Origin of the sequence: Pseudomonas sp. NPDC007930 (genome assembly GCF_042958985.1) — a bacterium.
Classification (GTDB): Bacteria; Pseudomonadota; Gammaproteobacteria; order Pseudomonadales; family Pseudomonadaceae; genus Aquipseudomonas.
On sequence record NZ_JBIBKC010000004.1, the window covers coordinates 249,625 to 268,887 of the forward strand.

Genomic DNA, 19,263 nt, shown 5'->3' on the forward strand with positions numbered 1-19,263 from the left:
ACTTACTTACGCAGTTCTACGCGACGGTTTTGAGCCCAGGATTGCTCGTCGTTGCCGGTAGCAACTGGACGCTCTTCACCGTAGGAAACGACTTCCAGCTGAGCAGGCGAAACGCCTTGCAGAACCAGGTAGCGCTGAACGGCCTTGGCGCGACGCTCGCCCAGAGCCATGTTGTACTCACGGGTACCGCGCTCGTCGGTGTTACCTTCCAGCACGACGTGAGCGCCGTTACCTTTCAGGTCCTTGGCGTGGACGTCCAGAGCACGCATAGCTTCCGGCTTCAGGTCGGAGCTGTCGTATTCGAAGTAGAAGGTGGTGATAGCGCGCAGAGCGGCTTCTTCACTCAGGCTACCGTCAACGGCGCCGGTGTTTGCACCGTAGCCAGCGTTCGGGTCAACGGCGCCAGCGCCGGCACCGGCGTTGTCGCCGCCTTTGGACGAGCAACCTACAGCTACAGCCATGGCCAGAGCCAGCGCAGCGAACTTACCAAACTTCAGCATTTCCATCGTGAAACTCCTAATGAACCCCAGTGTGTTAAGTAAAACGTCTTGCGCCGCGTCAGTTCAAGAAAGGGGACCAGGATGGTTCTCTGACTTCGCCTTGTGCGGTTGGAAGTGGAATCCTGACGCGTCCGTTCAAGGACACCAGCATCAAGACGCCCCGCCCCTGAGAACGGGTGGCGTAGATTACCATGGTGCCGTTGGGCGCAACAGTAGGCGACTCATCGAGACTTGAGTCCGTGAGTATCTTCACATTACCCCGCTCCAGGTCCTGCGAAGCGACCTTGAAGTTGGTAAAGCCGTCCTGGCGGTGAATCATCACCAGGGTTTTTTCATCAGCCGACAGTTTCGGGGCCGCGTTGTAGTTACCGACGAAGGTCACCCGCTCCGCATTGCCAGCGCCGAGGCTGGTTTTGTAGATCTGCGGCTTGCCGCCACGGTCGGACGTGAAGTAGATGGTGCGGCCGTCTTTACCCCAGGTCGGTTCGGTGTCGATCGACGGGCTGTTGGTCACGCGGGTCAGGTTACGGCTGCCCAGGTCCATCACGTAGATTTCCGGGTTGCCGTCTTTGGACAACACGAATGCCAGCTTGGTGCCATCGGGCGAAAACGCCGGGGCGCCGTTCAGGCCTTCGAAGTTGGTGATCATCTCACGGCGGCCCGTGTCGACGTATTGGATGAAAATGCGCGGCTTGCGCTGTTCGAACGACACATACGCGATGCGCTTGCCGTCAGCGGCGTAACGCGGCGAAAGAATCGGCTCGCGCGATTGCAGCAGGGTCACCGCGCGGGCACCGTCGTAGTCGGAGCGCTGCAGGGTGTAACGGGTGTTGCCTTCGGAGAAGCGCTCGGCGGTGACATAAAGGATGCGCGTGGAGAACGCGCCCTTGATGCCGGTGAGCTTCTCGAACGCCTGGTCGGCGATGTAGTGCGACATGTCGCGCAACTGGTCGGTACCGCCAGACACACTACCGGTCAACACTTGCTGCTGGCTGTTCACGTCGTACAGGCCGTAGGTCACCTGCAGGCGGCCGCCGTTGGGCACGATGCTGCCGATCACCACGTAGCGGGCACCCAGTGCTTGCCAGTCGCGGTAGATGATGTCGGCCGGCTGAGTGGGCTGGCTGATCATGTTCTGCCGCGGGATGGGCGCGTAGTAGCCCGAGTTGCGCAGGTCGTTGCCGATGATGTCGGACATGTCCTCGGGCAACACCGCGCCGCCCTGGAAGCCGAACGGTACTACCGCGATCGGGGTGGCGCGGTCGGTACCGCTGGTGACCAGGATGTTTTTTTCATCCGCGCTAGCGAACCCTGCCACGCAGCAGAGCACGATGAGCAGTCCTCGAAAAAGGTTTATCACAACGCAAGATCCTCAGGTGTGAAGGTGATCGTGAAATTACGGTACGGGGCGAAGTCCTGTGGGCTCAACCCTTGCATTTCCGTGAGGCGGCCGATGTTCTGCACCGCGGCCACCGCCGAGGCATCGAACGCCGAATCGCCGCTGCTCTTGTCGACTACAACCCTGCTCACGGTGCCATCAGGCAGCATGTTGATGCGTACTCTAACCGCCATGCCTTTACGGGCCGATGGCGGCCGGTTCCAGTTTTCCGCGGTGCGAGAGCGAATCAGGTCGTCGAAGTCGCCCGCGACCGAATCACCCATTTCGTCAGCCTTGGTGGCCTGGCGCTCGACCTTGTCGCCCAGCAAATCGGCCAGTGCCTGGGCCTTTTTGTCTTCCTGGGCCTTACGCGCCTTGTCCTGCGCCTGTTGCTTCTTGGCGGCGTCGGCGGCCGCCTGTTTCTTGGCGTCGTCAGCGGCTTTTTTCTTCGCGTCGTCGGCAGCCTGTTTTTTGGCGTCTTCGGCGGCTTTCTTTTTAGCGTCCTCGGCGGCCTGTTTCTTGGCATCCTCGGCGGCTTTTTTCTTCGCGTCTTCCTCGGCCTGCTTCTTGGCGTCGTCCTCGGCCTTTTTCAGGGCGATGGCGGCGTCTTCAGCCTTCTTGGCTTCAGCGGCCTTGGCGGCATCAGCGGCTTTCTTCGCGTCGGCGGCCTTGGCGGCGTCGGCGGCGGCCTGCTTCTTGGCTTCATCGGCCTGGCGTGCCTGTTCGGCTTTTTGAGCAGCGTCGGCTTTCTTTTGTTCCGCTTCGGCCACAGCCTCCTGCTCGGCCTTCTTCTGCTCCATCTGGTCGATTTCAGTCTGGCGCGCAGCCGTGCGCTTGGACTCGCCGGCGATCTTCTGGTTGGTCTGGGTGGTGGCCGGGCTCTTGGACTTGAGCTGGTACAAGGTGGCCTGCACGATCGGTTTGCTCGGCGGCAGTTCAGGGGTGAAAGCAAAGCTCACGAACAGCGCGCCAAAAATGAACACGTGCAGCAAGATGGCCCAGAAGCTGGGCCAGAAATAGCTTTCAGAGCTGGATGGCTCACGCTCTCGCATTACGGCGCCTCGGTGATCAGGCCGACGTTATCGATACCGGCCTTCTGCAGCCCACCCATCGCGCCCATCACCGAGCCATAGTCGACGGTTTTGTCGGCGCGGATGAACACCTGGGTTTTCTTGCCGTTCTGCACGCCCTGGCGAATGATCGCGCCAGCGGCCTGGGCCATCTGGTCGAGGGTTTGCGCGCGGTCCATCTGCTTCTGCGTATCGACCTCGGTGCCGACGTTCCAGTAGTAGGTTTTGTCGGGTTTGATCGAGATGGTCAGAATCTGGACGTTGTTGTCCTGGGGCAGGGCCGAGTTGGAGACCTTGGGCAGGTCTACCTTCACGCCCTGTTGGATCATCGGTGCGGTAACCATGAAGATGACCAGCAGCACCAGCATCACGTCGATGTAGGGCACTACGTTCATCTCGGCTACCGGCTTGCGTTTTTGCCGGACTCGAGCCATGGGAAATTACCTGCTTATTCTTCGCTGGTGTGCACCTTGCGGTGCAGGATGGCCTGAAACTCGTCGGCGAAGGTGTAGTACCGGTTGATCAGGGTTTCGCTGCGAGCGGCAAAGCGGTTGTAGGCGATGACCGCCGGGATCGCCGCGAACAGGCCGATGGCGGTGGCGACCAGGGCTTCGGAAATACCCGGGGCGACGGTGGCGAGGGTAGCCTGCTGCGCGGTGGCCAGGCCGCGGAAGGAGTTCATGATCCCCCACACGGTGCCGAACAGGCCGATGTACGGGCTGGTGGAACCGACGGTGGCCAGGAACGGCAGGGTCGATTCGAGTTTTTCTTCCTCGCGGGAGATCGCCACGCGCATGGCCCGGCCAACGCCTTCCATGACCGCGTCAGGGTCTACACCCGGTTGCTGGCGCAGGCGCGAGAATTCCTTGAAGCCGGCGCGGAAGACTTGCTCCACGCCGGAGTCTGGGTCTGGGTTGCTGCCGGCCTGGCGGTACAGTTTGGACAGGTCGATGCCCGACCAGAAGCGCTCTTCGAAACTGTCGAGCGCGCGGCGGCCAGCGCGGATCATGTTACTGCGCTGGAAAATCATGACCCAGGAGGTGACCGAGGCGGCCACCAGGATCAGCATCACCAACTGGACCACGATACTGGCGTTGCTGACCAGGCTCCACATGGAGGTATGGTCGACGGCGGTTGCTTCCACGCTTGTTCTCCTGATGTTTCAGTTTAAGCCCGGGCCATCGGCGGCGAACGCGGTTCGCAACGCGGCAGGCATGGCCTGGGGTTTGAAATTGCTGGCATTTACACAGGCCACCGTTACGTGGCCCTCGCAGAGCAGCGTGCCATCACTGGCGCGAACCACCTGCTGGCGGAAGCGCACCCGGGCACGCCCCAACTCAACCACCTCGGCGCTGACCGCGAGTTCGTCGTCCAGCCGGGCCGGCACCAGGTAACGGGCCTCGCTGCTGTGGACCACGAACAACAGCCCTTCGGCGGCCATCCGTGATTGTACGAACCCTAGCTCGCGCAAGCGTTCGGTACGCGCCCGCTCCATGAACTTGAGGTAATTGACGTAATAAACGATGCCGCCCGCGTCGGTGTCTTCGTAATAAACGCGACAGCGAAGGGAGAACGGCCCTGACCCGTTTTGCGCGCGCATACTCTAGTGCTTACTCCTCGGGTTGCCAATCCGGCCGGGCAACTGTTTTTTGCCAATTGCCCGGGTAACGGCCCATATCGCACCTATGACCCTAAAAACCCTGAATAAATCATTGTGTAGCATGATTTTTCATTCACCCTCCAGGCCGCCCTGGCTCAGGGGCCCGAGGGTACCTGGCACATTGAGGCCAAAATGCAGGTAGGCGTGGCGGGTGACCACCCGCCCGCGGGGTGTGCGCATGATGTACCCCTGCTGGATCAGGTACGGTTCGAGCACGTCCTCGATGGTGTGGCGTTCCTCGCCAATGGCCGCGCTGAGGTTGTCGAGCCCCACCGGGCCGCCGTCGAATTTCTCGATCATGGTCAGCAGCAGGCGGCGGTCCTGATGGTCGAAGCCGCGCTCGTCGACGTCGAGCAGGTTCAGCGCCATGTCGGCGGTGGCCTTGTCGATGTGGCCCTTGCCGCGCACCTGGGCGTAGTCGCGCACCCGCCGCAGCAGGCGGTTGGCGATCCGCGGGGTGCCGCGGGCACGGCGGGCGATCTCGAAGGCGCCCTGCTCGTCGATGGCCAGGCCAAGGATGCCGCCGGAGCGCGACACGATGGTCGCCAGGTCTGCGGTGTTGTAGAACTCCAGCCGCTGGACGATACCGAAACGGTCCCGCAGGGGGTTGGTGAGCATGCCCGCGCGGGTGGTGGCGCCGACCAGGGTGAACGGCGGCAGGTCGAGCTTGATCGACCGCGCTGCGGGGCCCTCGCCGATCATGATGTCGAGCTGGAAGTCTTCCATGGCTGGGTACAGCACTTCTTCGACCACCGGCGACAAGCGGTGAATTTCGTCGATGAACAGTACATCGTGGGGCTCGAGGTTGGTCAGCATTGCCGCCAGGTCGCCCGGGCGCTCGAGCACTGGGCCCGAGGTGCTTTTGATCGACACGCCCATTTCTTCGGCAATGATGTTGGCCAGGGTGGTTTTACCCAGCCCCGGCGGGCCGAAGATCAGCGTGTGGTCGAGCGACTCGCTGCGCGAGCGGGCGGCCTGGATGAACAGCTCCATTTGCTCGCGCACCACCGGCTGGCCGATGTATTCGGCCAGGCGCAGTGGGCGAATGGCGCGGTCTTGCTGTTCTTCGCGGTTCGGCCCGCTGCCGCCCGCGCCACCGGCGGCAGACACCAGGCGATCGGCTTCGATCACTTAAATCATCCCCTTCAGTGCGCGGCGGATCAGCTCTTCGCTCGGCAGGCCCTTCTCGCGGATCGCCCCCACCGCCTTGCTCGCCTCCTGGGGTTTGTAGCCCAGGGAAATCAACGCGCTGACCGCATCGGCTTCGGCCGACGCCACCGGCGCGGCCGGCATGGCGGCATCGCTGGGCACCAGTTCGAACATCGCCGGGGTGGTTTGCCAGGCCTTGAAGCGGTCCTTGAGTTCGACCAGCAAGCGCTCGGCGGTTTTCTTGCCCACGCCCGGTACCTTGATAAAGGCACTGGTGTCCTGGGCCTGCACCGCGCGCACCAGCTCATCGGCCTCAAAGCCGGACATCAACGCCAGGGCCAGCTTGGGGCCCACGCCATTGAGCCGGATCAGCTCGCGAAACAGCTCTCGCTCGCGCTTTTCGAAAAACCCATAGAGTAGCTGGGCGTCTTCGCGCACCACCAGGTGAGTGTGCAGGGTGACCGGCTGGCCGACCGACGGCAGGCGGTAGAGGGTGGTCATCGGCACCTCGAGCTCATAGCCCAGGCCGTTGACGTCGAGAATCAGGAACGGCGGTTGTTTTTCCGCCAGGGTGCCACGCAAACGTCCGATCACATCGTCTTCCAGAGGGCTGCCGGCACAGGCCGCGCATGCCCGGTTCGAATGAAATTCACAGCCTCAGGCGCCCGCCACGGCGGCGCGCGCTGCCCAGGCCGTGGGGCACCAGGCTGGAGCGGGTATGAGCATGACACAACGCGATGGCCAGGGCATCCGACGCGTCGATCTGTGGCTTCTGCGTGAGCTTGAGCAGGTGCATGACCATCAACTGCACCTGCTCTTTATTCGCCGCGCCGCTGCCGGTCACCGCCTGCTTGACCTGGGTGGCGCTGTATTCGGCAACCTCCAGCCCCTCCTCCACCGCCGCGACGATCGCCGCGCCGCGGGCCTGGCCGAGCTTGAGCGCCGAGTCGGCGTTGCGCGCCATGAACACCCGTTCGATGCCCATGGTCACCGGGCCATGCCCACGGATGATTTCGCGCACGCTGCGAAACACCACCTGCAGGCGCTCGGGCAGCTCGCCGTTGCCGGTGCGGATGCAGCCCGAGGCCACGTACTCACAGCCGCGGCCCGGGCCGAGGTCACGCACCACACCATAACCGGTGATGCGCGAGCCGGGGTCGATGCCGAGAATGAGGGTCATGCATGCATCCTGAAATAAACCGGGGCCGGCCACGCCTGCGCGCGCCCGGCCCCGGACAGTGGTAACGCGGGATCAGCCAAGCTGTTCCATGATCTCGTCGGAGATCGACGCATTGGAGTACACGTTCTGTACGTCGTCGAGGTCTTCGAGCATGTCGATCAGCTTGATCACCTTCTCGGCCATGTCTTTGTCGAGCTCGGCGCTGGTGCTCGGCTGCATGATGATTTCAGCATCGGCGGCCTTGAACTGCGCGGCTTCCAGCGCGTTGCGCACGCTGTAGAACTCGCTGAAGGAGGTGAACACGTCGGCCGAACCGTCTTCGTGGGTGACCACGTCGTCGGCGCCGGCTTCCAGGGCCGCCTCCATCAGGGCGTCTTCGTCGAAGCCCGGGGCGAAGCTGAGCTGGCCCTTGCGTTCGAACAGGTACGCCACCGAGCCGTCGGTGCCGAGGTTGCCGCCACACTTGCTGAACGCGTGGCGCACGGCCGCCGCGGTGCGGTTGCGGTTGTCGGTCATGGCTTCGACCATCACCGCCACGCCCCCGGGGCCGTAGCCTTCGTAGCTGAGCTCTTCGACGTTTTCGCTGTCGTTGGTGCCGGCACCACGGGCGACCGCACGGTCGATGATGTCGCGGCTCATGTTGGCGCCGAGGGCTTTGTCGAGCGCCAGGCGCAGCCGTGGGTTGGAGGCCGGGTCACCGCCCCCCTGCTTGGCGGCGACGGTCAGTTCGCGAATCCATTTGGTGAAGATCTTGCCACGCTTGGCATCCTGGCGTTCTTTGCGGTGCTTGATGTTAGCCCACTTGGAATGACCGGCCATATTGACTCCGAATTCTTGTTTCTAGAGGTTGCAGACAAAGCCCCGGCCACGGGGCCAGGGCTTTGTCGAAGGGCGTGCGGCTACCCGACGGGCTTATTCGGCCTTGGCCTGCTCGCGCAGGCGAATGTGCAGCTCACGCAGGGCTTTGGCGTCTACCGCGCCTGGGGCCTGGGTCATCACGTCGGCGGCGCTCTGGGTTTTCGGGAAGGCGATCACTTCACGAATCGACTGCGCGCCGGTCATCAGCATCACCAGGCGATCGAGGCCGAAGGCCAGGCCGCCATGGGGCGGCGCGCCGAACTTCAGGGCGTCGAGCAGGAAGCCGAACTTCTCTTCCTGTTCCGCGGCCTCGATGCCGAGGATGCGGAACACCGCCTGCTGCATGTCTTTGCGGTGGATACGGATCGAACCACCGCCCAGCTCGGTGCCGTTCAGCACCATGTCGTAGGCACGCGAGAGCGCGCCGGCCGGGTTGGCTTCGAGCTCCTCGGGGGAACACTTCGGCGCGGTGAACGGGTGGTGCAAGGCGGCGAAACCGCCGTCTTCGCCTTCTTCGAACATCGGGAAGTCGATCACCCACATCGGTGCCCACTGGGTGGTCAGCAGCTCGAAGTCGTGGCCCAGGCGGATACGCAGGGCGCCCAGCGCCTCGCTGACCACCTTGGCTTTGTCGGCGCCGAAGAACACGATGTCGCCGTCGACCGCGCCGACGCGATCGAGGATCACGTTCAGGTTGGCCTCGGGGATGTTCTTCACGATCGGCGACTGCAGGCCTTCGACGCCTTTGGCGCGTTCGTTGACCTTGATGTACGCCAGGCCCTTGGCACCGTAGATGCCGACGAACTTGGTGTAGTCGTCGATCTTGCTGCGCGGCATGCTCGCCCCGCCCGGCAGGCGCAGGGCCGCCACGCGGCATTTCGGGTCATTGGCCGGGCCGCTGAACACCTTGAAGTCGACACCCTTGAGCTGGTCTTCGACGTCGACCAGTTCCAGCGGGATGCGCAGGTCGGGTTTGTCCGAACCGTAGCGGCGCATGGCCTCGGCGTAGGTCATGTGGGGGAATTCGCCGAATTCCAGGTCGAGCACTTCCTTGAACAGCTTGCGGATCATGCCTTCGGTCAGGCCCATGATGTCGCTTTCTTCGAGGAAGCTGGTCTCGATGTCGATCTGGGTGAATTCAGGCTGGCGATCGGCGCGCAGGTCTTCGTCGCGGAAGCACTTGGCGATCTGGTAGTAGCGGTCGAAGCCGGCGACCATCAGCAGTTGCTTGAACAGCTGCGGCGACTGCGGCAGGGCGAAGAAGCTGCCGGGGTGGGTGCGGCTGGGCACCAGGTAGTCGCGGGCACCCTCGGGGGTGGCGCGGGTCAGGATCGGCGTTTCGACGTCGAGGAAGCCGTTTTCATCGAGGTAGCGGCGGATGCTGCTGGTGATCCGCGAACGCAGGCGCAGCTTGTCGGCCATTTCCGGGCGGCGCAGGTCGATGAAGCGGTAGCGCAGGCGGGTTTCTTCGCCGACGTCGGAGTATTCGTTGAGCGGGAACGGCGGGGTTTCGGCTTCGTTGAGCACGGTCAGCTCGTAGCCCAGCACCTCGATGGCGCCACTGGCCATGTTCGGGTTGACCGCGCCGGCCGGGCGCAGGCGCACCTTGCCGGTGAGCTTGACCACGTACTCGCTGCGCACGCGGTCGGCGGTGGCGAAGGTGTCGGCGCGGTCGGGGTCGAAGACCACCTGGGCCATGCCCTCGCGGTCACGGATGTCGAGGAAGATGACCCCGCCGTGGTCGCGGCGGCGGTGCACCCAGCCGCAAAGAGTGACTTCCTGGCCGTCCAGGCTTTCGTTCAGTTGGCCGCAATAGTGGCTGCGCATCATCGGTCTATTCACTTCTCGTTCGGTAATCGGGCGTGCCGGCCAGTGTGTGCGGCGCGGCGGCTCGGTTCAACTCAATCGGCCTTGTCGCCGGCGAGGTTCTTTTTCGCGCCGGTTTTGAAGTCGGTTTCGTACCAGCCGGTGCCCCCCAGGCGGAAACCCGGCATGGACAGCAGCTTCTTGAGTTGCGGCGTATTGCAGGCTGGGCAATCGGCCAGTGGTGCTTCGCTGAGGTTCTGGATGATTTCCAGTTGATGGCCGCAGCCATCGCATTGGTAGTCGTAGAGCGGCATTTCCGGGCGTCTCGAGGGTGATCTGCGCACACAGGCGCCAACAGGGACAAAGAGCGGGAGTATATCCGGTAAATCGGCGCCGTGCAGCACCGCGCCTAACCGTGGCGGGCCTGGTAGGCCACGCAGATCACCCGCACCAGGCCACTGAAGTTTTTCACCCCGCCATGGCGCAGGTGCACTTCGCGATCGAGGTACGACAGCACCTGGCTGACGGTGCAGGCGTTGTCGCGGGCGATGCGCTCGAGCAACGCCCAGTAGACACGCTCCAGGCGCAGGCAGGTGGCAAAGCCGTTGAGGCGCACCGAGCGCGAGATCGGCGTGGCCAGGTCCATGTCGAAGTCTGCGGCAAAGGGGTCGCTGAGTACCGTTCCGGCACGCTGGCACAGCCATTTGGAAGAAGAGCAAGGCGCAGGCATAGGGGGTGACCATCCGTGGTTCAGCGGCCCGAAACATGGCTGGCGACGCGCCAGCCCCATGGCCCCATGAAACCCCGTGCGCCCACGTTGGCCGTACGTACCTGAGCACGCCGGCCATGTAGGAAAGATCATCCAGCGTTGTGGGAACGCTGGCGATGCAATCAGCCCTCGAGCAGCGAACGCAGCATCCAGGCGGTTTTCTCGTGGGTCTGCATGCGTTGGGTCAGCAGGTCCGCGGTGGGCTCGTCGCTGGCTTCGTCAACCACCGGGAAGATGCTCCGGGCGGTGCGGGTTACCGCTTCCTGGCCTTCGACCAGTTGGCGGATCATCACTTCAGCCGGCGGCACGCCTTCTTCTTCCTTGATCGAAGACAAGCGGGCGTAGGTCGCGTAAGTGCCCGGCGCCGGGTAGCCCAGCGCGCGAATGCGTTCGGCGATCGAGTCCACCGCCAGCGCCAGTTCGTTGTACTGCTCTTCGAACATCAGGTGCAGGGTGCGGAACATCGGGCCGCTGACGTTCCAGTGGAAGTTGTGGGTTTTCAGGTAGAGCACGTAGGTGTCCGAGAGCAGGCGCGAGAGCCCGTCGACGATGGCCTTGCGGTGTTCTTCACTGATGCCGATATCGATAGCCATGGGATTTTCCTTCATCGGGATGGGTTGATATTTTCAGCGAATTTAACAAGTTGCTCGGGCGCTGGCAGCTTGATTATGCCTATGGCGGGTATAGGCAAAGGTGTTACACCCTGAAACTCAACATCCTTGGGCATGGCGCCCAGCGGGTTTGAGTAGGGGCGGGCTTTGCGGTTAAATAAAGCCTGCGCGTTTCGCTGGGCTTCAACACCCGGCAGCGCCGCGCAGGTTCCCGCCAGGTTTTTCCCGTGTCATTCATCTGCCGACCGCCCTGCCGGGATCCGCTTTCAATCGTGATCCTGAGAAGAGTCAAGCACCATGTTGAAAATCGTTCACACCCTCACCGGCGCAGCCGCCCTGGCGCTGTCGCTCATACCCAGCCTGCATCCGGAGGCTGATCCCTTCCTTTATCAACCCGATGCTATCTACCTGGCCTTCATCGGCCTGCTCAACCTGCTGCTGGCACCCATCGTGCCGACCTGGAAAAAAGCCCCGCGCCAACACGTGCAGGCATTCGTCAGCGCCGCCCTGGTGCTGGCCGCCGTGCTCCAGGCGCTGGTACTGCTGGCGCCGCTGCCTGTAGTCGGCGAACAACCGGCGGTGTTGCTCAGCCTGCTGGCCACCGCGCTGGCGGTAGTGCTGCAAGCGGTCGCCAGCCTGCCGAAAAAACACACCCTGGCGCCACCACCGGCCAATTACGACCCCGCCAAGCGCGATACCGGCACCGTGAAGTGGTTCAACACCTCCAAGGGCTTCGGTTTCATCTCGCGCGACTCGGGCGATGACATCTTCGTGCACTTTCGCGCCATCCGCGGTGAAGGCCACCGCGTGCTGGTCGAAGGCCAGCGCGTGGAGTTTTCCGTCATGAACCGCGACAAAGGCCTGCAGGCCGAAGACGTCGTCGCCACCTCGGCCCGCCGCTAAGCCGCCGGTGCGCCCCCGCCTCTATCAGTAATGGGGCGGCGGCGCGTCGTCTGGCTCGCCGGGCACTTGTACCGCCATCTCCTCGAAGCGCCGGATCAACTCGCGCATTTGCAACTGCAAGTGGTCGAGTTCGCGCCGTTGCTGCACCAGCGCATCGTTCAGGGCCTGAATGGTGTCATCCTGGAACGCGCCGCGGGTTTCCAGCTCGGTGATGCGCTCCTGCAGTTCCAGCATGCTTATGCCGCCCATATGAAACCCTCGCCCAGCAGGGGTTGCAGCCGCGCGCGCAGGGCATCGGCTTCGGCCGCCTGATACGGCTTGGCCGGCAGCTTGCCCCACACCGGCGCTGGCCAGGCCGGGTCATGGGTAAAGCGCGCGATCACGTGCACGTGCAGCTGGCGCACCACGTTGCCCAAGGCGGCGATATTCACCTTGTCGGCGCCAAACGCCTGCTGCACGCAGGCACCCAGGTGCGTTGCCTCTTGCCACAGTTGTTGCTGCTCGCTGGCCGGCAGTTCGAAGATCTCGGCGATGCCTTCGCGGCGCGGTACCAGGATCAACCAAGGGTATTGGCTGTCGTTGCTGAGCAACAGGCGGCACAACGGAAAATCACCCAGCGGATGGGTGTCGGCCTGCAAACGGGGATCGAGCGAAAACACAGGTAGGCGCCTCGGCGTGTTGGTAAACGTCCGCCAAGGATACCCCCTCGCGCCCGCTACGCCGAGCGCCCTCGGTGCGCGGCGGCGCACCAAGAGGCAGCACGCCGGCGGCCGCCCGGCACCGCCACGAAGCCAGGCGGCGCGCCGGGTTGCCGGCGCTTCGCCGCCAACGCGCGACCCAGGGCCGTTTTGCCCACTCAGGGGCATGCACTTCAACCACTTGCTTTACCCGCATGCTCGGCTAGCCTCAGTGCTGCCAGTGCTACTTTTCGCACCATTTGGGGTCATCGGGCACGTTCCCAGTGCGCACTCCCGGCCCCAACCCGCGGCAAATACGGTGGCACGGGTAACGTTTTCTCAGCGCCACACGGCAGAGATTTGCCACTCCTCCTACGGAATTTTAACGTTTCACCAGGGTCGCGATGCCCGGTTTTGCTGGGCCCGCGCCGCGAATGCGAAAAAAAAGTGAAAAATCCGTGAGGCTGGCATGAGTTTGAGCACGCTTGTTGCTACATCATCCAGCAAGCTCCGAAGGCGAAGTAAAGGGCCAGGCCCAGGCGGGAAAACGCTTTCGGAAGTTGGTTAACGAGGTGGCCGTAGTGAAGGCCCCTGAAGCGACACTGGCGAAACTGTTAGCGACATCGCCATAAAGAAGCCGCCAGGCCGCTTCACCCTGTATCGCAAAGAATCGTTGGCGTGATGTAAGTTGCGCCGGCAAGAAAAAGAAGAGCCGACCGTAAAAAAACCAAAGGCCGGCAGCTATCTTCCTAAAAACCAAAGGAGCAAGTCACGATGAGAGTGATGAAGTGGAGCGCAATCGCACTGGCAGTATCGGCGGCGGCAGCCTCGCAACTGGCCATGGCAGCACCGTTTGTTAGCGATCAGTCTGAAGCCAAAGGCTTTGTGGAAGACAGCAGCCTGAACCTGCTGCTTCGCAACTACTACTTTAACCGCGGTCACAACTCCGGCAGCGACCAGCGCGACTGGACCCAAGGCCTGCAAGCTGTGTACAACTCCGGCTTCACCACCGGCACCGTGGGCGTAGGCGTCGATGCCTTCTTCTACGGCGGCGTGAAACTGTGGGGCCCTGACCGCTACGCGGGTTCGGGCAACCTGACTCTCGACGATGGCGACAACAACTCCGAGTACGGCAAGGCCGGCGCTGCGCTGAAACTGCGCTTCTCCAAGACCATGCTGAAGATCGGTGACCAGCAGCCTGCCACCAGCCCGGTATTCGCCGTCGGCGGCAGCCGCCTGAACCCGCAAACCGCCAGCGGTATTACCATCCTGAGCAGCGAACTGCCAGGCCTGGACCTCGAAGGCGGCCACTTCTACTCGGCAACCAGCCAGAACACCACCGCCCGTGACGGCGAGCTGTTCGCAAACTACGCTGGCGTTGCTGCCAAGAGCGCTGATTACCTCGGCGGCCGCTACTCGGTCAACGACCAACTGACCCTGGGCCTGTACGCTTCCAAACTGGAAGACATCTGGGACCAATACTACGCGAACGTGAACTACGTGATGCCGTTGGGCGGCGACCAATCGCTGGCCTTCGACTTCAACTACTACAACACTCAGGATGAAGGCAGCAAAAACGCTGGCGACATCAACAACAACACGTTCTCGCTGGCAGCTTCGTACTCGTTCCTGACCGCGCACACCGTGACCCTGGGCTTCCAGAAGGTCAACGGCAACACCCCGTTCGACTACATCGGTGTAGGTGGCCGCGAAGGCACCAGCGGCGAAGGCGCGAACAAGGGCGGCGACTCGATCTTCCTGTCCAACTCCGTTCAATACTCTGACTTCAACGGCCCGGGCGAGCGCTCCTGGAAGCTGCAGTACGAGCTGAACATGGCCAGCTTCGGTGTACCCGGCCTGACCTTCATGGCCCGCCACATCCGCGGCGACAACGTTCAGGGCACCGTCAACAACCCGTTCTACAGCTACTACTCGGCTGATGGTGAAGCCAAACACCACGAGACCAACGTGGAAGCCAAGTACGTGGTTCAAAGCGGCCCAGCCAAAGACCTGTCGTTCCGCATCCGCCAAGCCTGGCACAGCGCCAACCAGTACCAGGCCGACGGCGACGCCAACGAGTTCCGCCTGATCGTCGATTACCCGATCTCGATCCTGTAATCCAGGCGCAAGCCCGCTGCACCGAGAGCCCGGCCTTCGCGCCGGGCTTTTCTTTGGGTATACGCCGCCCGGCCCGCGCCGTACAATGCCGGCAACCCATAAAACCCAGCAAACACACTGGTTTACCATGCGCACTAGTCAATACCTGCTCGCTACCCTCAAAGAAACCCCGTCCGATGCGGTGGTGATCAGCCACCAGCTGATGCTGCGCGCCGGGATGATCCGCAAGCTTGCCTCGGGCCTCTATACCTGGCTGCCGATGGGCCTGCGGGTGATGCGCAAGGTGGAAGCGATCGTGCGCGAAGAAATGAACGCCGCCGGCGCCCTCGAGGTGCTGATGCCGGCCATCCAGCCCGCCGAGCTGTGGCAGGAATCCGGCCGCTGGGTGCAGTACGGCCCCGAGCTGCTGCGCCTGAAAGACCGCCACGCCCGTGAATTCTGCGTGGGCCCGACCCACGAGGAAGTGATCACCGACCTGATGCGCAACGAGCTCAGCAGCTATAAACAGCTGCCGCTGAACCTGTATCAGATCCAGACCAAATTCCGTGACGAAATCCGCCCGCGCTTCGGCCTGATGCGCGGCCGCGAGTTCGTGATGAAAGACGCCTACTCCTTCCATGCCGACCAGGCGTCGCTGCAACACACCTACGACCGCATGCACCAGGCGTACTGCAACGTGTTCACCCGCCTGGGCCTGGACTTCCGCCCGGTCGAAGCCGACAACGGCTCGATCGGCGGCGCCGGCTCCCACGAGTTCCACGTGCTGGCCAGCTCCGGTGAAGACGACGTGATCTTCAGCGACACCTCCGACTACGCCGCCAACATCGAAAAAGCCGAGGCCATCCCACGGGAAACCGCCCGCGCCGCGGCCACCGAGGCCATGCGCCTGGTCGACACGCCGAACACCAAGACCATCGCCGCGCTGGTCGAAGGCCATGGCCTGCCGATCGAGCGCACGGTGAAAACCCTGATCGTTCACGCCGCCGAGGCTGGCAAGCTGGTGGTGCTGGTGGTCCGCGGTGACCACGAACTGAACGAAATCAAGGCGACCAAGCTGCCCCAGGTGGCCGAGCCGCTGGTGATGGCCGGCGAAGCGGAAATCCGCGCCATCGTTGGCGCCGGCCCTGGCTCGCTGGGCCCGCTAAACATGCCGCTGCCAGTGGTGATCGACCGCTCGGTGGCGATGATGAGCGACTTCGCCGTGGGCGCGAACATCGACGACAAGCACTACTTCGGCGTGAACTGGGAGCGCGACCTGCCGCTGCCGGAAGTGGCCGACCTGCGTAACGTCGTCGAGGGCGACCCAAGCCCCGATGGCCAGGGCACCCTGGTGATCAAGCGCGGCATCGAAGTGGGCCACATCTTCCAGCTGGGCAGCAAATACAGCGAGGCGATGAAGTGCCAGGTGCTGGGCGAGAACGGCAAGCCGGTCACCCTGGCCATGGGCTGCTACGGCATCGGCGTGTCGCGCGTGGTGGCCGCCGCCATCGAACAGCGCCACGACGACAAAGGCATCATCTGGAACGACACCCTGGCGCCGTTCCAGGTCGCCCTGGTACCGCTGCGCTACGAAACCGACGCCGTGCGCGAAGCGACCGACGCCCTGTACGCCCAGCTCACCGCGGCCGGCTACGAAGTGCTGCTCGACGACCGCGACAAGAAAACCAGCCCGGGCATCAAGTTCGCCGACATGGAACTGATCGGCATCCCGCACCGCCTGGTGGTCAGCGACCGCGGCCTGGCCGAGGGCAAGCTGGAGTACAAGCACCGCACCGAAGCCGACGCGCAAAGCATCGACGCCGCCGACGTACTGGCGTTCCTGGCTGCGCGCGTTAAACGCTGAGTGCCGCCCATGCGAGCCTACCGCCAATGGGCCGGCACTACGCTGGGTTGCGCGCTGCTGTTAAGCGGCTGCGCCAACCCGATGTCGCCGCGCAGTGACCACGAGCAGCGCACCGAACGCACCCTGGTCGACCACCACCTGGTGATCGACGCCGGGGAGCCCGCGCAATTGCAGCAGTCGCGGCGGCGCATCCGCGTGACCGAGCAGCGTACCTTCGAGGTCACCGACTTCGAGGTCACCCGCCGCTACGACCGCTACACCCCCTACCAACCGTGGCGCAAGGTGTACGAAATCCCCGCTGGGGCGGTGGCACTCGTTGGCGGTATCGGTGCCAACGTGGCCAACGTGTTCGCCCTGGGCCACCTGCCCAGCAGCATGACCCACGACTGGCTGAGCTACGGGGTGTCTGGGCTCAACCCGTTCATGAACATGCCGTCCAACGGCCGCGCCGAGCAAAACCTTGCCGGCATCGACGAAGTGCAAACCGACAAGCGCCAGGAAGTGGTGACCCAGCCCTGGGCCCAGCGCCCAGTGGAAGTCAGCGCCGGGCGCGAGCTGTATTCGCTGGCCACCGACCCCAAGGGTTACCTGCACCTGAACCTGCTCGACAACCCGTTCTCCGAGCGCAGCCTGCGCGGCCTCACCCGGGTGGGCCTGAGCGTGGAGAACGACGACGACCACAGCCGCGCCGAAGCCTGGCTGCCGCTGGCGCCGGGGCTGCAAGCCAAGCTGGTGGAGGCGCGCGGGTTGATCTACGACGACCTCGAAGACGACGAAGTGAGCCAGTGGGTGGGCCGAGTCAAGCGCTTGTCGCAGCTGGGGCTGCCAGACGATGCCCATGAGCTGGAGCAAAGCCTGATCGAACTGACCCAGAACGACCCGCAACTGCAGCATGAGTTTTTGACGGCGTTGAGGCAGGGCGGGCGTTAACGGTTTCAGGGCCCTTCGCCTGGCGCAGCCGGGATGCCAGCGAGGCCGGGCGAAGCCCCCTGAAACCTACACCACGCTAAACAACTCCAATTGCTGCACCGCCGCGCGCAAATCATGCAAGCGCACCCCCACCCCCAACAGCCGCACCGGCTTGCCGCCACGGGCAAACGCCTGCCCCAACAACTGCTGGTAGCTGTACAAATCGCGCGCCGCGCCGGCCTGCTCCAGGGTGGTCTGGCTGAAATCATGGAACTTCACCTTCACGAACGGCTTGCCCGGGCGGTAGCTGCCCTCCAGCCGCTGCAGGCGTTGCTCCAGGGTTTCGATCAGCTCGGGGAGTTTGGCCAGGCAACTGGCCAGGTCTGGCAGGTCGTGGTCGTAGGTGTTTTCCACGCTGGCGGACTGGCGGCGGTTGTCGTTTTCCACCGGGCGCTCGTCGATGCCCTGGGCCAGCTCGTGCAGGCGCTGGCCAAAACTGCCGAACTCGCGCACCAGCGCCAAGCGCGGCCACTCACGCAGTTGCCCGCAATGCTCGATGCCCATGCGCTGGAGTTTTTCCGCCGTGACCTTGCCCACCCCGTGCAAGCGCGCCACGGGCAACTGCGCGACAAAAGCCTCGACCTGCGCCGGGGTGACCACAAACAAGCCGTCGGGCTTGCGCCAGTCGCTGGCGATCTTGGCGATGAACTTGTTCGGCGCCACCCCGGCAGACACGGTAATGCGCAAACGCCGGGCCACCTGGCGGCGGATGTCTTCGGCGATGCGGGTGGCGCTGCCGCCGAACTGGCTGCACTGGGTCACGTCAAGGTAGGCCTCGTCGAGCGACAGTGGCTCGATCTGGTCGGTGTACTGGCGGAAGATGTCGTGAATGTCTCGCGACGCCTCTTTATAAGCGTCGAAACGCGGCCGCACGATGGTCAGGTCAGGGCACAGCTTCAGCGCATGGCGCGAGGCCATGGCGGACTTGACCCCATAGGCCCGCGCCTCGTAATTGCACGTGGCGATCACCCCGCGGCGGTCTGCCGAGCCCCCCACGGCCATGGGCTTGCCGGCCAGGCGCGGGTCGTCACGCATCTCGATGGCGGCGTAGAAACAATCGCAGTCGATGTGGATGATTTTGCGTTGGGCCATGGCCATACAGGAACGTAACCGTAGGTGATCAAATATACAGTGTTTTACGCCAGCAACCAGCCCGCTCGCCGAGCGGTAGCCCTGCCCCGCCCCGGCGGCGTGCGCTAAATAATTGAACAAGAAGCGCTTTTTTGTAAAAACAGATTGACAGCCCAACGCGTTTGCGTAGAATGCACACCACTGGCGCGGGATGGAGCAGCCTGGTAGCTCGTCGGGCTCATAACCCGAAGGTCGTCGGTTCAAATCCGGCTCCCGCAACCAAATCAAGATGAATGCCACCTTCGGGTGGCATTTTTCGTTGAGGCTTGGATTGCCAAAAATGTTTTTGCAATCAATACCTTGACAAGCAAGGCGGATGCTGTAGAATTCGCCACCAATGACGCGGGATGGAGCAGCCTGGTAGCTCGTCGGGCTCATAACCCGAAGGTCGTCGGTTCAAATCCGGCTCCCGCAACCAACATGAAAAAGGCCACCTTTTAAAGGTGGCTTTTTTTTGCCTGCAAAAAACTGCCCACCCCTCAAGGGCTTAGCCAGCCGCCCCGGCGCCAGGCACCTCGCGCGGCTGGAATATCCATGAAACTTGCCCTATAGCTGATGGGTCTGGTCGCAGTGTATCGACCAACGGGGTAATATCCCGGCACATTTACATCGAAGGGATTGGTGAGTTGGCTGGATACCCA

At 63.3% G+C, this 19,263-nt stretch carries 21 protein-coding genes, 2 tRNA genes and 1 pseudogene; 7 read left to right on the forward strand and 17 right to left on the reverse strand.

The genetic code is table 11. From position 1 onward, the window contains the following. Positions 1-2: 2 nt before the first annotated feature. From pal to ACFZCE_RS11640, 14 genes are all read right to left on the reverse strand, one after another. The gene (gene pal / locus ACFZCE_RS11575; protein ID WP_390939029.1) at positions 3-506 is read right to left on the reverse strand and encodes a peptidoglycan-associated lipoprotein Pal; all 504 of its coding nucleotides are present in this window, start codon (positions 504-506) and stop codon (positions 3-5) included. A 52-nt stretch (positions 507-558) separates the two neighbouring features. Further along, positions 559-1,860, reverse strand: a complete 1,302-nt coding sequence (tolB, locus tag ACFZCE_RS11580; RefSeq protein WP_390939031.1) for a Tol-Pal system beta propeller repeat protein TolB — start codon at positions 1,858-1,860, stop codon at positions 559-561. Then, positions 1,857-2,930: a cell envelope integrity protein TolA gene (tolA, locus tag ACFZCE_RS11585; protein ID WP_390939033.1), complete on the reverse strand. Its 1,074-nt coding sequence runs from the start codon at positions 2,928-2,930 to the stop codon at positions 1,857-1,859. The genes tolB and tolA overlap by 4 nt, the downstream gene beginning before the upstream one ends. Beyond that, positions 2,930-3,382, reverse strand: a complete 453-nt coding sequence (gene tolR, locus ACFZCE_RS11590) for a protein TolR (protein WP_390939035.1) — start codon at positions 3,380-3,382, stop codon at positions 2,930-2,932. The genes tolA and tolR overlap by 1 nt, the downstream gene beginning before the upstream one ends. Positions 3,383-3,396: 14 nt before the next feature. After that, entirely contained in the window at positions 3,397-4,092 is a 696-nt protein-coding gene (gene tolQ / locus ACFZCE_RS11595; protein ID WP_390939037.1) for a protein TolQ, read from the reverse strand. 18 nt (positions 4,093-4,110) lie between these two features. Then, positions 4,111-4,548 (reverse strand): tol-pal system-associated acyl-CoA thioesterase, encoded by a 438-nt coding sequence (ybgC, locus tag ACFZCE_RS11600; RefSeq protein WP_390939039.1) that lies wholly within the window; start codon positions 4,546-4,548, stop codon positions 4,111-4,113. A 129-nt stretch (positions 4,549-4,677) separates the two neighbouring features. Then, positions 4,678-5,739 (reverse strand): Holliday junction branch migration DNA helicase RuvB, encoded by a 1,062-nt coding sequence (gene ruvB / locus ACFZCE_RS11605; protein ID WP_390939041.1) that lies wholly within the window; start codon positions 5,737-5,739, stop codon positions 4,678-4,680. Beyond that, the gene (gene ruvA, locus ACFZCE_RS11610) at positions 5,740-6,351 is read right to left on the reverse strand and encodes a Holliday junction branch migration protein RuvA (RefSeq protein ID WP_390939043.1); all 612 of its coding nucleotides are present in this window, start codon (positions 6,349-6,351) and stop codon (positions 5,740-5,742) included. 55 nt (positions 6,352-6,406) lie between these two features. Beyond that, on the reverse strand, positions 6,407-6,937 hold the full coding sequence (ruvC, locus tag ACFZCE_RS11615) for a crossover junction endodeoxyribonuclease RuvC (protein ID WP_390939045.1): 531 nt from the start codon (positions 6,935-6,937) through the stop codon (positions 6,407-6,409). A 72-nt stretch (positions 6,938-7,009) separates the two neighbouring features. Beyond that, a complete protein-coding gene (locus tag ACFZCE_RS11620) occupies positions 7,010-7,756 on the reverse strand; it encodes a YebC/PmpR family DNA-binding transcriptional regulator (protein ID WP_390939047.1) in 747 nt (248 codons plus the stop codon). Between the two features lie 93 nt (positions 7,757-7,849). Beyond that, the gene (aspS, locus tag ACFZCE_RS11625; protein ID WP_390939323.1) at positions 7,850-9,625 is read right to left on the reverse strand and encodes an aspartate--tRNA ligase; all 1,776 of its coding nucleotides are present in this window, start codon (positions 9,623-9,625) and stop codon (positions 7,850-7,852) included. A gap of 71 nt (positions 9,626-9,696) precedes the next feature. Further along, positions 9,697-9,915 carry an FmdB family zinc ribbon protein gene (locus tag ACFZCE_RS11630; RefSeq protein ID WP_390939049.1) on the reverse strand — a complete coding sequence of 73 codons (219 nt, stop codon included), beginning with the start codon at positions 9,913-9,915 and terminating at the stop codon, positions 9,697-9,699. A 95-nt stretch (positions 9,916-10,010) separates the two neighbouring features. Next, positions 10,011-10,331, reverse strand: a complete 321-nt coding sequence (locus ACFZCE_RS11635; protein ID WP_390939051.1) for a ribbon-helix-helix domain-containing protein — start codon at positions 10,329-10,331, stop codon at positions 10,011-10,013. A gap of 161 nt (positions 10,332-10,492) precedes the next feature. Beyond that, a complete protein-coding gene (locus ACFZCE_RS11640) occupies positions 10,493-10,963 on the reverse strand; it encodes a ferritin-like domain-containing protein (protein WP_390939053.1) in 471 nt (156 codons plus the stop codon). A gap of 315 nt (positions 10,964-11,278) precedes the next feature. Here ACFZCE_RS11640 and ACFZCE_RS11645 point away from each other — a divergent pair. After that, positions 11,279-11,548 (forward strand): annotated as a pseudogene (locus ACFZCE_RS11645) (cold shock domain-containing protein membrane protein); the annotation flags it as partial. A gap of 87 nt (positions 11,549-11,635) precedes the next feature. Next, positions 11,636-11,884, forward strand: coding sequence for a cold shock domain-containing protein (locus ACFZCE_RS11650; RefSeq protein WP_390939325.1), 249 nt, complete (start codon positions 11,636-11,638; stop codon positions 11,882-11,884). 24 nt (positions 11,885-11,908) lie between these two features. Here the strand turns inward: ACFZCE_RS11650 and ACFZCE_RS11655 are convergent, their stop codons facing one another. Together ACFZCE_RS11655 and ACFZCE_RS11660 are read right to left on the reverse strand one after the other, a co-directional pair. Next, positions 11,909-12,115 (reverse strand): SlyX family protein, encoded by a 207-nt coding sequence (locus ACFZCE_RS11655; RefSeq protein ID WP_390939327.1) that lies wholly within the window; start codon positions 12,113-12,115, stop codon positions 11,909-11,911. A gap of 5 nt (positions 12,116-12,120) precedes the next feature. Continuing rightward, positions 12,121-12,543, reverse strand: coding sequence for an HIT domain-containing protein (locus tag ACFZCE_RS11660; RefSeq protein WP_390939055.1), 423 nt, complete (start codon positions 12,541-12,543; stop codon positions 12,121-12,123). A 792-nt stretch (positions 12,544-13,335) separates the two neighbouring features. Between ACFZCE_RS11660 and ACFZCE_RS11665 the strand changes: the two genes are divergently transcribed. The 3 genes from ACFZCE_RS11665 (at position 13,336) to ACFZCE_RS11675 (ending at position 17,452) form a co-directional block, all read left to right on the forward strand. Next, positions 13,336-14,679, forward strand: coding sequence for an OprD family outer membrane porin (locus ACFZCE_RS11665; RefSeq protein WP_390939057.1), 1,344 nt, complete (start codon positions 13,336-13,338; stop codon positions 14,677-14,679). A gap of 127 nt (positions 14,680-14,806) precedes the next feature. Continuing rightward, on the forward strand, positions 14,807-16,522 hold the full coding sequence (locus ACFZCE_RS11670; protein ID WP_390939059.1) for a proline--tRNA ligase: 1,716 nt from the start codon (positions 14,807-14,809) through the stop codon (positions 16,520-16,522). 9 nt (positions 16,523-16,531) lie between these two features. Further along, positions 16,532-17,452, forward strand: a complete 921-nt coding sequence (locus tag ACFZCE_RS11675; protein ID WP_390939061.1) for a hypothetical protein — start codon at positions 16,532-16,534, stop codon at positions 17,450-17,452. A gap of 66 nt (positions 17,453-17,518) precedes the next feature. Here the strand turns inward: ACFZCE_RS11675 and dinB are convergent, their stop codons facing one another. Further along, complete coding sequence (dinB, locus tag ACFZCE_RS11680; protein ID WP_390939063.1) at positions 17,519-18,583, reverse strand: DNA polymerase IV; 1,065 nt, start codon at positions 18,581-18,583, stop codon at positions 17,519-17,521. Between the two features lie 184 nt (positions 18,584-18,767). On the opposite strand from dinB, the gene ACFZCE_RS11685 reads away from it, so the two are divergent. Both ACFZCE_RS11685 and ACFZCE_RS11690 read left to right on the forward strand, forming a co-directional pair. Next, a tRNA-Met gene (locus tag ACFZCE_RS11685) sits at positions 18,768-18,844 on the forward strand. Between the two features lie 119 nt (positions 18,845-18,963). Then, a tRNA-Met gene (locus ACFZCE_RS11690) sits at positions 18,964-19,040 on the forward strand. The last annotated feature ends 223 nt before the right edge of the window (positions 19,041-19,263 follow it).